Annotated in this window: 11 protein-coding genes; 8 read left to right on the top strand and 3 right to left on the bottom strand. The window is 45.0% G+C overall.

The window, feature by feature from the left end; translation table 11 throughout:
* Positions 1-167: 167 nt before the first annotated feature.
* The 3 genes from L1028_RS02880 to L1028_RS02870 form a co-directional block, all read right to left on the bottom strand.
* Positions 168-1,304 carry a glycerate kinase gene (locus tag L1028_RS02880; protein WP_234531151.1) on the bottom strand — a complete coding sequence of 379 codons (1,137 nt, stop codon included), beginning with the start codon at positions 1,302-1,304 and terminating at the stop codon, positions 168-170.
* Positions 1,305-1,345: 41 nt separating this feature from the next.
* Positions 1,346-2,614 (bottom strand): GntP family permease, encoded by a 1,269-nt coding sequence (locus tag L1028_RS02875; protein WP_234531150.1) that lies wholly within the window; start codon positions 2,612-2,614, stop codon positions 1,346-1,348.
* A 160-nt stretch (positions 2,615-2,774) separates the two neighbouring features.
* On the bottom strand, positions 2,775-3,941 hold the full coding sequence (locus tag L1028_RS02870; RefSeq protein ID WP_234531149.1) for a sugar diacid recognition domain-containing protein: 1,167 nt from the start codon (positions 3,939-3,941) through the stop codon (positions 2,775-2,777).
* A gap of 337 nt (positions 3,942-4,278) precedes the next feature.
* Here L1028_RS02870 and L1028_RS02865 point away from each other — a divergent pair, with 337 nt between their 5' ends.
* The 8 genes from L1028_RS02865 to L1028_RS02830 all read left to right on the top strand — a co-directional run bounded on the left by L1028_RS02865 (position 4,279) and on the right by L1028_RS02830 (position 10,751).
* Positions 4,279-4,632, top strand: coding sequence for an MFS transporter (locus L1028_RS02865; RefSeq protein ID WP_234531148.1), 354 nt, complete (start codon positions 4,279-4,281; stop codon positions 4,630-4,632).
* A gap of 212 nt (positions 4,633-4,844) precedes the next feature.
* Entirely contained in the window at positions 4,845-5,048 is a 204-nt protein-coding gene (locus tag L1028_RS02860) for a hypothetical protein (RefSeq protein ID WP_423803003.1), read from the top strand.
* A gap of 27 nt (positions 5,049-5,075) precedes the next feature.
* The gene (locus tag L1028_RS02855) at positions 5,076-5,762 is read left to right on the top strand and encodes a hypothetical protein (RefSeq protein WP_149645450.1); all 687 of its coding nucleotides are present in this window, start codon (positions 5,076-5,078) and stop codon (positions 5,760-5,762) included.
* The gene (locus tag L1028_RS02850; RefSeq protein WP_234531146.1) at positions 5,759-6,961 is read left to right on the top strand and encodes a glutathionylspermidine synthase family protein; all 1,203 of its coding nucleotides are present in this window, start codon (positions 5,759-5,761) and stop codon (positions 6,959-6,961) included. The genes L1028_RS02855 and L1028_RS02850 overlap by 4 nt, the downstream gene beginning before the upstream one ends.
* Positions 6,962-7,000: 39 nt before the next feature.
* Positions 7,001-7,597: a hypothetical protein gene (locus tag L1028_RS02845; RefSeq protein ID WP_234531160.1), complete on the top strand. Its 597-nt coding sequence runs from the start codon at positions 7,001-7,003 to the stop codon at positions 7,595-7,597.
* A complete protein-coding gene (locus L1028_RS02840; protein ID WP_234531145.1) occupies positions 7,594-7,986 on the top strand; it encodes a DUF350 domain-containing protein in 393 nt (130 codons plus the stop codon). The genes L1028_RS02845 and L1028_RS02840 overlap by 4 nt, the downstream gene beginning before the upstream one ends.
* A gap of 139 nt (positions 7,987-8,125) precedes the next feature.
* Entirely contained in the window at positions 8,126-9,139 is a 1,014-nt protein-coding gene (locus L1028_RS02835) for a potassium channel family protein (RefSeq protein ID WP_234531144.1), read from the top strand.
* A 454-nt stretch (positions 9,140-9,593) separates the two neighbouring features.
* Positions 9,594-10,751 carry a glycosyl hydrolase family 8 gene (locus L1028_RS02830; protein ID WP_234531143.1) on the top strand — a complete coding sequence of 386 codons (1,158 nt, stop codon included), beginning with the start codon at positions 9,594-9,596 and terminating at the stop codon, positions 10,749-10,751.
* The last annotated feature ends 13 nt before the right edge of the window (positions 10,752-10,764 follow it).

Below are 10,764 nucleotides of genomic sequence, written 5' to 3'. Positions count from 1 at the left end.
CTGAAAAGTCTGCTTTCACGTTATCTGGAACTTTGTTAACCTTTTGGAACCGCCGTATGCGGACCCGCATGTACGGTGGTGTGAGAGGACGGGGGCTTGCCGCCCCCTCCTACTTGATAAATATAATAATTTATTCCATGCGACGCCGAAGGCGTTTATACTTGCGATTAACGTTTACTATGTTTGATTAATGTACCTATATTACGCGCGGTGCGCTCCATGTTGAAGGAAGCATCGGTGAGCGCTTTATCTAACGTACATACCCCGGGCACGATGGAAAAGAACATATCGATACCATGCTCGTACACGGCTTCTACACCAGTACCAAGGGAACCCGCTAAGGCAATAACAGGTACACCAGCGGCTTGTGCTACTTTAGCAACACCAATCGGTGTTTTGCCATAGACGGTTTGGCTATCCATACCACCTTCACCTGTGATGACATAATCTGCATCTTTCACTTTATCCGCAAGATTCATGGCATCGACGACGATGTTCACGCCTCGCTTTAACTTGGCTCCTAAGAAGGCCATCACGCCAGCACCAAGTCCACCTGCTGCACCCGCACCTGCTGTATCATTCACTTCTTTACCGAGATCGCGCTCAATGATGTTTGCTAAACGTGCAAGATTTGCATCCAATTGCTTCACCATGTCGGGTGTTGCACCTTTTTGCGGGCCGAAGATGGCGGATGCTCCGTGCGCTCCAGTTAAAGGATTATCCACGTCACATGCGGCTACCACTTGGAGACCTTGGAGTCTCGGATCTACATGAGCACTATCAATACGAGTAACTTCACTTAGCGATCCTCCACCGTACCCAATCTCCGTTCCATCTTCTCGCAAGAAGCGGAATCCAAGCGCCTGTGCCATGCCTACACCACCATCGTTGGTCGCACTGCCACCAAGACCCATAATAATGGAACGTACACCTGCATTCAGCGCATGAACGATAAGCTCTCCCGTACCCTTTGTCGTGGTGATCAATGGATTACGCTCTTCCTTTGGTACAAGTCCAAGTCCAGAAGCAGCTGCCATCTCGATAATCGCGGTCTTTCCATCTCCCACAATGCCATAGAATGCACTCACAGGGTGACCGAGCGGCCCTGTTACGTCACATTGTACAATGCGTCCGCCGGTCGCATCGACAAGCGATTGAACCGTACCTTCGCCGCCATCTGCCATCGGAACTTTAATATATTCTGCATCGGGAAAAGAGGAACGAAGTCCTCGTTCTATGGCCTCACAGGCTTCCATTGCGGTCATACTTTCTTTAAATGAATCCGGCGCCAATACAAACTTCATGCTCTCCACTCCCCGTTATGTTGTTCATGCTTCGATAGTTGTTATACGAACCATTGGAATACACCAAATACTAATGTCGAAACGATCGCTAGTGTTAGACCAACTGCAGTTTCATAAGGAATCAATTTCAGACGTTCTTTCATCTGCATGTTCACACTACCACCTGTTGCGTGGAAGAAGCTACCGTGAGGCATATGATCTAATACAGTCGCACCAGAGTGAATCATGGCCCCCGCTCCTAGCGATGCTACGCCAAGTCCCATAATGGTGGAGCCGAACACAGTGCTCGCTACGGCTGTACCTGCTGTTGTCGATGCTGTTGCAAGAGACATTAACGCACCACTGATTGGAGCAAGCAAGTATGCCGGCAGGCCAGATGCTGTAAGGCCATCGATAATAACATCCTTCAATTGCGAATTTGCAATGATACCAGCCAGTGTACCTGTCCCGATTAACATGACGGCTACACCCGTCATTTTACCAAGACCAAATACAGCGAACTCATTTAATTTCTTAAATCTTCCCATTGCAATAGCACCTGCTATACCTCCAACTGGAAGTGCGATAACTGGATCGACTACGATGCCTGCAATTGGACGAAGGGATAACAAGATAATGGCTACAAGTGGAGCTAGAATGGCTGTGAAGAAGCTTGGAAGCTGCTCATTTGGATTATTTGTTACCTCTGAAGCTTCTACTTTACTACCTTTATTGTTTAAACGTTTTGCGATGAAGTACGTTACGATAATCCCGAACACGGCTGGAATTATACCTGCTGCCATCAACGAAGTTAATGGAATATGAAATGCATCTGATGCTGCAATTGCATTCGGGTTTGGTGACATGATGTTACCGGCTTTACCGCCACCGATCATAGCGATCAGGATTGCCAATTTCGATAGATTCGCACGTTGTGCAATAGCTAATGCAATGGGTGCTACAGTAATAACAGCTACATCCACGAATACGCCGACTGCTGTAAGCACCATTGTTGCTAAGGCTAATGCGAGTAATGCTCGTGTCTCGCCGGCCTTCTGAACCAGCGTCTCTGCAATCTTTTTCGCCGCGCCTGATTCAATCAATACACCTGCTAACACACCTGCTGCCAAGATACGAAGCACGGCAGGAATCATCCCTTTGGCACCATCCATCATCAGCGTAATGGTATCCACCATACTCACCCCGCCGACTAAACCGCCTACTAACGCACCAATCATCATGCCGTAGGCTGGCGGTACTTTTTTCAATATTAGAACGATTGCTACAACCAATGCAGCTAAAGCACCTAAAACGCTTACACTCACTGTCATGAGTTATTCCTCCCAAGTTTACATAGAATCGTATATGTCGATATGTGGTTTGAGCTCATATCTATACTTTAGCGATATTTTGTAAGCGTTTCATTAGGCAGAGAAATAAACATTTCGCATCGTTTGATGTCTTTTTTTGTGCATATGCACATATATCCACTTATTCATCACGGTAATTACCACGATGTTCCAATAAATATAACCAACGCGCACTCATGAGTAGGAACAGCTCCTGATAATTTCTTGGATCTTTGCCTGTGAATTCGGTTATGCGCTGGAGTCGGTAGCGTAACGTATTCCGATGAATACGCAGTCGTTCAGCGATATGCTGTTGCTCCCCATTTTCGAAGTAAAATAGATCTAATGTCTGCTGAAGCTCACCACTACGATCCTCCTCCATAAAATGCGCCCATAGCTGCAGCAACTCCTCCGACATCCAATGCTGCACACTTGGAACGACCATCGTCTCCAGTTGCAGATCCGTTGCATAATAAACCGGCTCATCTGGATATATTGCATAGCCTGCACGCATCGTATCTTCTGCGGATTGAATGGACTTCATCATCCCTTGAATCCCTGTAAAAGGTTTCCCTACCGCGATACGTAGTGGAGAAATCTCCTTAACATCTAACCAGCGTCTTATTTGGTGAATCCCTTCACATATATCCGTATGTGGCTTCCGCTCGTGGAGATGCTCCTTGATCAGAACAACTTGTCTGGCATTACGAATGGTAATCAATTGAACAGCCGGGCGTCCTTCCAATACATCAGCTACCCGCTTCATTGTCGCCATTAGCTCCGCTTCATTACGATCAATTAATTCAATGATGCATGCGATATGAGGCTTATCCACCTGAAAATGAATCTGCTGTGCTTGATGTCGTAAAGTCTGCACGTTCCCCTCATCGCCATTCATCACCGCGAGCAGGAAATTCTCCTTCATTCGTTTGTCCCATTGTGCCTGCTCTAACAGCTTCATATGCTCAAGATACATCTCCGCCGTCATCTTCACCAATTCACCATACTTCGTCACTTCCTTGGGATCACCTGTAATCCCAATAACACCCACAATCTCATTCTCAAACTCAATAACAAGGTTTGTGCCAGGCAATACCCCCTGCAATCTTGCGGCGCTCTCCTGATCAATCTCGAATCTACCACGACGCTCGATCGCGAGTAATGCACCCTCATGTGATTGCCCTAACCGCTTACCATCGCCAGATCCAATAATTCGTCCTCGCTTGTCCATAACATTGACGTTGTACCCAATCACATGCATCGTACGTCGAACAATTTCCATCGCAATTTCTTTTGTCAAACCCCTCATGAATACTACCTCCTATTTAGAAAATCTCTATACGAACCCTTGTAAACTTCATGTAAAGCACACACAAATGCTTATATTTTAAGAAACCAAACGATGCTTCCCAATCTATCCCTAGTTCATGCGCGACATAATATAACTTTAAGATCTTATCATTAGCACAAGATGGGTCTGATTGAAACACTACAAGTATATATTGCGAAGAATGGAGATCATAATCGGACGGGAGTGTGGAATGATGTGGCGCAAGTAATCTTCCTCTTCTAATTGCCAACCTCTTTTTATAGGCATAAAATTAGTTGAGCATGTATAGATAAATTAGGACAGAGATGGAGTAGGAATGAATGATAAAATAGTCATGCCATTATGGACGATGTGCCTCTTTATTGTAGTGATGAATACAACGATGTTTAATGTATCGCTTCCAACCATTATTCAGGATCTCCAAATTTCTGCTGACCTAGGCTCATGGGTCATTTCCAGCTATTCGATTGGATATGCATTATCGACGGTTATTTATAGCCGGTTATCCGACCCTATTGTCGGAGGCGTCATCAGCCAGTACTTTGGCTGGAACGGATTGTTCGGAATTACTTGCCTGGTGCTTATCGTGCTGCCGGTACTGCTGCGGTTATTGCCTCGGAGGCTCTGTATCTGTTGCAGTCTGCGGGCTTTTGCTACATGCTCAGCGTGATATCTCTCCAGCAAAAGCATATCAGCATGTATATGGCGTGTTGCTCCTTGTTAGCTTGTGCTCGTTAGGAATTCTTCTTTTATATAAACGTTCTAACGCCAAGAGTAAGGTTGGGCAGTCTGCGCAATTCTAGAACTGAAACGAAAAGGTAATAAAGACGTATCAGATGCTATAGCAGAACTAAGGAAGGAATGGTAATAATGGACAATGGGATGAATGTAATCTTATTTGAAAAAATGCCGGAAGGCGGGCTGCGAGTCATTGAGGAACGCTCGTGGAGCATGAATATGATCGCAGCGCTAGAGCATGTCAATTATATAGTGGTTGGCAGTGTTGAATATGAAACGGTTGAAGGACGGCTGAATGTAGATGAAGGTAAGCTGGAGCTTTTACTTGTTCCGATGCACAACGAATGATTGAGATAAGGGAAGGAGAACCTTACGATGTCTAAAGATGAAAAGGATAAGGAATTAGCGGTATCCAAATTATTTACCTCTGATGGTAAGCCTATTCGAGTATTATCTACTTCGCTAGGCATAGCTCTGTTAGCAAATGCTATGTTTATTCCTGGCGGCGCAGGGGCTAGCGCAAATACTTCTGGAGATGAACCACAGCTAGTATCCTGGTCTACCGAAGAGGTTAAAGCCTATTTTGACAAAAATGTGGATTGGAATATTCCATATCCGGAAGGTGCACAAGAGGTAGAACAGGAAGGCCAAGGTGTTGTAACCAATAATGGAACGACGGTAGTGAATAACTATGGTGGATATCATTCAGGTTTTGGCTGGGATGACTTGCTGCTGTATCACATGCTGTTTAACAGTGGAGGCAATTACTCTTCCAGAGGATGGTCTAAGGACCGTCCAACTTATTATGGAGGCACGAGAACAACTTATAAGCCGCCTACCTATAGCAGTGAGAAGTTCCAGAATAAGAAGGTCCCCGGTTCTGTTGTAAAGCCCAAAACATCGACTTCCTCTACAGGCTCTATTACTAGAAGAGGTTCTTCCTCAAAAAATGGAATCGGTGGCACTTCCAGCGGATTAAACTCTTCGAAGAACTCTAAATCTAGCTCAGGCTCGAAGTCTTCTTCGAGATCAGGCTCAAGCAAGAGTGGTTTTGGCGGATGAGTGAGCAGCAGAGTGTATTTGAAATTCTAGATCAGTCTGGGCTTGAAAGAGGTCCGCGGGTCAAAGCGTTGTATGAGCTTGGGTTCACTTGGGCGGATCTTGAAGATGAAGAGTACTGGTTGGATGCAATTGCTGTAATGCGCAGGGACACTTATAAGGAGCTTGAAGAAGCTTCATCAAAACTCTGGGCTATCCTCGATAAAGCGGTTCGCTATGTGCATCTAAAGCGCGATTTGTATGAACTGCTAGGAATTCCCCCTGTACTTTGGGAGATGCTTGACGGGAGCCCTATGCCAGAAGAAGGATTCATTAGTCGATATGCCAGATTCGACTTTGCCATAGCCCATGATGGGACGATTAAGCTGCTCGAATTGAATGCGGATACCCCGACAGGTTATGTGGAAGCGTCGATAGCTACGCCGTGGATCTGTGATCAAGCTGGTGTGCACAGTCCAAATCAAGGGATGAAGGAACAAGTCGCGGCAGCTTGGCAGATAGAACGTCCAGATACCGCAGCTTGTGTCGCTTATGGATCTCATCTTGAAGATTCAGGTACGATTGAAGCATTAGTGAAGCACAGTGGTCTCGATATCCAGTGTGTGGATTGCCTTGATCTGTGGGTCGACAACGGAATTCTCAAGGATGGGGGGGACCGTGTGATCGAGCGGATGTTCGCCCTATATCCTAAAGAGTGGATGGCTGTTGATGAAGGCGGGGATGCCCTCGCCTATGCGGTAGAGCAAGGGAATCTTCAGCTCTTTAACGGCCCTCACAGTATATTGCTCCAGTCCAAGGGGCTAGTTGCAGCGGTGTGGGGAATGTATGAGCTGGGCTTGCTTTTCGATAAGGAAGAGCGAGAGACGATCTTGCGCTATATTTTGCCTACTTATAATAAGCCTGTATTCTCAGGAAACTTTGTGTCCAAATCTGTTTTTGGTCGTGAAGGGGGTTCGGTGCGCATGTTTGATGATAGTGGTGCACTAGAGCTTGAAGATGAAGACGGTTATGACAGTAGTCAGCTCTTCCCCACTGTGTATCAAAAAAGAGCCGATTTAGCACGGATAACGACTTCAGAGGGTGAGTTTCATCTGCTGACAGGCATGTTCGTGATTAACGGGAAGCCTTGTGGTATGCTCGGCCGAGCGGGCGGGTTGATTACAGGCAATGCCAGTCATTTTATTGCGTTGGGAGTGAGATAATTGGATAAGAGCAAGAAAGCCCGAATCGGAGCCTTATGTATGATGCTTCTGACGGTGGTGCTGCTACTTAGCGCATGTTCCAGTAATCAGGGCAGTGTATTTGATTCAGGAACAGCTCAAACTTCAGATAATGTAGCACGGGTTCCGTGGGATTACCGGGTGGTAGAGAGTACCGTAGGGGATTTAATTGGGAGTGACATGACGGTTTTGCCGGATAATGAACTGCTCCCGAATGATGGGAATTATGCTACTGGTGATAAAATTTGGACACTTCAGTTCATGGACGCCGAGTTAATCACGGATGCGGATCAGAAGAATGAAGTTCGCCTGTCTTCATGGAGCACGATTAAGTCTTATGCAGATGAAAAAACGGCAGCAGAGGATCTTACCAATCTTAAAGTATCGGTAACCACTGATGTTGATATTGTAGGAGTATACAAGACTAAGTATAAGGATAAAACAAGAAACTTTGCGGTGCTTGAGCTCCCTTCAGGTAATCGGATTAAGCAGCCGATTGATGATGAACGTTATACCGCATTAGAGAAAAAGAAGACCGCTTCCGTAGTCCTTGAGGAAGTACATGATTTTGCCGACTATGATTCGGCTTATGCGAAATTTCGGGGGTGGGCGAAGTGACGATTGTGGTTAATTTGGTAGTGAGTGTGTTTGTGATTATTCTTTTGCAATTGTTAGGCATGGTGATCTTTGGTTTGATGACTCCGTTTAAAGATATGGAGGAGCTGAAGAAAGGCAATGTGGCTGTAGCCTTGGCTTTAGGCGGCAAGTTTCTGGCAACGGCTATTATTATTGGCGTAGCGGCATATACGAATACCTCCATTCTGCACATGATCGTTTGGTTTGCGGTAGGTTATGTGTGCTTAATTGCGGCTTATTGGATCTTTGAATTGGCAACCCCAACCTTTAAGATTTCAGAGCATCTGGAGAAGGGAAATGTGGCAGTAGGCACTATGCTTTGCTTGGTGTTTATTGGGACAGCATTTGCGATTAGCAGTTTGATTGTTTAGTCCGACAATGGAAAAAGACCAGAATAAGGCTGCCCCCGATCCATCCGTCGAGTGGCAGCCTTATATTTCTCGCATAAACGCTTACCGTCCTTAAAGGACGCCGAGGGCGTTTTAGCTTGATGTGAAGAAGGGGTGGCAGATGCATCTGTTTCTGAGAATTTCCACCAAGATGATGCGGTTACGTAAACGGACGATAGGGTTAATCATTCTGATCTTTATAGTTCTTAGTGCGTCGATTGCTTACCTAATCGAGCCGGGTACGTTTCACAGTTGGTTTAATGCATTTTATTGGGTCATGACAACGATGGCGACCGTAGGGTATGGGGATTATTTTGCAGAGACTGTAGTTGGAAAGCTGTTTACCATGTTTCTATATATCTTTGGTATCGGCCTCCTCAGCTTGGTTATTGGTAAAGTCATTGACTCCATTGCGGAGGTGCAGAGAAGGAGAGGAGCGGGGACGTTGAGCTTTCGGGGAAAGGATCATGTGATTCTGATTAATTGGAGTAAGAAAGCACAAGCTGCCGTAGATGAGATTCTATGCTATTCTCCGAAATGCCACATTGTCATCATTGATGAGACAGGAACTCATCCTTTGGAGCATATGGATCAAGTCCACTTTATAAGTGGTGATGCCTCCAGTGACGAGACGCTACTTAAGGCTAACATTCATGAAGCTAGAGCGGCCATTGTGTTCGGCGACACACGGATTGATGAAGCATCGCTGATCGACGGCAAATCTTTGTTAATTGCTTCTAGCATTGAGCGCATTGCGCCACAAGTACATACGACTGTAGAAATAATGCAAGAGAAGAATATACAGAATTTCAGGCATGTACAGGTGAATGAGTTCGTTCTCTCGCATGATGCCATCTCCAGACTAGCTGTTCGATCCGCTCTGCAAGAGGGGAATTCTGAAGTAATAACGCAGCTGCTAAGCCGTAAATATGGTGATGATATTTATGAGATTCCAGTGAATGCCGCATGGAAGACCTATGGAGACGCATTTCAGAATTTGCTTCTGCAAGGTGCAACCTTGTTGTCGGATCGTAGCGATCTTAGTATCAATCGAAAGCTGGATCAGGCTATTCCTAAGGATGCTAGATTGTATGTGGTTTCCGATGAAGAAACGTATCGTAGGATTAAGGGTTAGGTCAGAAGTAGCTGGATTTGGCGGAATTTCGGAAGCTGAGGCTTCGCGGGGTTCCGCCTTTTTTGATAAAACGTGACTTATTTCACTGTTAAAATTGTTTTATGTTCAGATTTTGTTCAGATCTCTTCCTTATTATGGTCTATTATGTCCTAAGAACTATAATGGGGAGGATAAATAAAGAATGAATTATGGCTCGTTTCCTGAAACTTGAGACAGGTATATCAGCGTTGACGCATTTCACGGATACTTCCGGTCATTGGTCGGGCAATGCGATTGAAGCATTGTATAATGGAAAGTTCCTAGTATTGAGGATGGAAGCGAGAAAAAGGCGTAAGGAGGGCTCTTTTTTCGACAAAAAGATACAAAATGTTACATTTTGGTTTAAGTATATGTTGTATATTACCGTTATAGATAATACTAGGTAGCATAACGCAATGCTAAAGGAAGTGATCATTTGAGGAAAATAATCGCTGCTGCGCTGTCGATTCTAGTAGGTATCACAGGTCTAACAGCTTGTGAAAAAACGGCAACTCCAACAGCGACATCAACACCGACTACAACCGTCACTTCTCCTACGGAGTTACCCCTTCATGATGATTCAAAACATGATTCTACGGTAGCCCAGACGCAGGAAGTAATTGACTTAGAGCAGTTCATTACCTCGAAGCTCACAGGTGAGTACGGTGTATATACTAATTTTATAGAAACAGATCAGTCGGCGGAAGCGGCAAGTGGACACGAGGTTCTCAGTGAATCGGCATCTCTTAGGATGCTGGCAGCTGTGCGTAGCGGCCAACAAGAGCGATTTGCGGAACAATGGAATCTGGCTAAACAAATTTTTGATATGAATAGTGGTTTCAGCTACCGCTACAGCCCTAAACAGCAGAAGTTATATCCCTTGAATGCTGCCGTCGATGATTTACGTATGATTCGAGCTCTTTATGAGGCTGGGGAAAAGTTTGGTGATAACCGTTATACAGCTGAAGCGGATAAATATGGCGAGAGATTTTATGACTATAATGTAAAAGATGAAAACCTTTATGATTTCTACGATATGGAATATTCTTCAACCAACACATTCGTCACTTTGTGTTATATTAATTTGGGCACTTTGCGAAAGTTGTCGATTCCTAGCCAATTTAGTAAGAAACTGACGAATGATATGAACGTAATATTGGAAGATGGATACTTATCGGATGAATTTCCTTTTTATGAGACACGGTTTAATTATGAGACCGGAAAATATAGCTCAGAAAATATCAATACAGTAGAGTCGCTTTTATCGATTCTCGCCTTAGCAGAGGTAGATCAGGAGAAATCCACCAGCATTGATTTTATCAAAAAACTGGTCGAAGCTGGAACGTTATATGGGCAATATTCGAGAGAAGGTAAGCCGCTGAACGATATCCGGTCCACAGCCATTTATGCCATTACGGCTATGATCGGCGCAGAAATCGGCGATGAATCTCTCCACCATAAAAGCATTGAAAGAATGAACGAGTTCAGAGTAACAGATGTGGCTAGCCCACTGTATGGAGGATTCGGTGATGTCGCTAGCGGCCAAGCTTATTCTTTTGACAACCTGATGGCATTACTGGCCTATGTCTATTAACTTAAACTTAATG

Source organism: Paenibacillus pseudetheri, assembly GCF_924513355.1.
In the GTDB taxonomy this organism is placed as follows: domain Bacteria; phylum Bacillota; class Bacilli; order Paenibacillales; family Paenibacillaceae; genus Paenibacillus_AQ; species Paenibacillus_AQ pseudetheri.
This window is presented reverse-complemented; position numbering and strand designations above follow the sequence as displayed.

What these genes read in the sequence shown, in the direction of transcription:
- L1028_RS02880 (WP_234531151.1), bottom strand. Translation starts at nt 1,304, where the DNA reads ATGAAGTTTGTATTGGCGCCGGATTCATTTAAAGAAAGTATGACCGCA.
- L1028_RS02875 (WP_234531150.1), bottom strand. Translation starts at nt 2,614, where the DNA reads ATGACAGTGAGTGTAAGCGTTTTAGGTGCTTTAGCTGCATTGGTTGTA.
- L1028_RS02870 (WP_234531149.1), bottom strand. Translation starts at nt 3,941, where the DNA reads ATGAGGGGTTTGACAAAAGAAATTGCGATGGAAATTGTTCGACGTACG.
- L1028_RS02865 (WP_234531148.1), top strand. Translation starts at nt 4,279, where the DNA reads ATGAATGATAAAATAGTCATGCCATTATGGACGATGTGCCTCTTTATT.
- L1028_RS02860 (WP_423803003.1), top strand. Translation starts at nt 4,845, where the DNA reads ATGAATGTAATCTTATTTGAAAAAATGCCGGAAGGCGGGCTGCGAGTC.
- L1028_RS02855 (WP_149645450.1), top strand. Translation starts at nt 5,076, where the DNA reads ATGTCTAAAGATGAAAAGGATAAGGAATTAGCGGTATCCAAATTATTT.
- L1028_RS02850 (WP_234531146.1), top strand. Translation starts at nt 5,759, where the DNA reads ATGAGTGAGCAGCAGAGTGTATTTGAAATTCTAGATCAGTCTGGGCTT.
- L1028_RS02845 (WP_234531160.1), top strand. Translation starts at nt 7,001, where the DNA reads ATGATGCTTCTGACGGTGGTGCTGCTACTTAGCGCATGTTCCAGTAAT.
- L1028_RS02835 (WP_234531144.1), top strand. Translation starts at nt 8,126, where the DNA reads ATGCATCTGTTTCTGAGAATTTCCACCAAGATGATGCGGTTACGTAAA.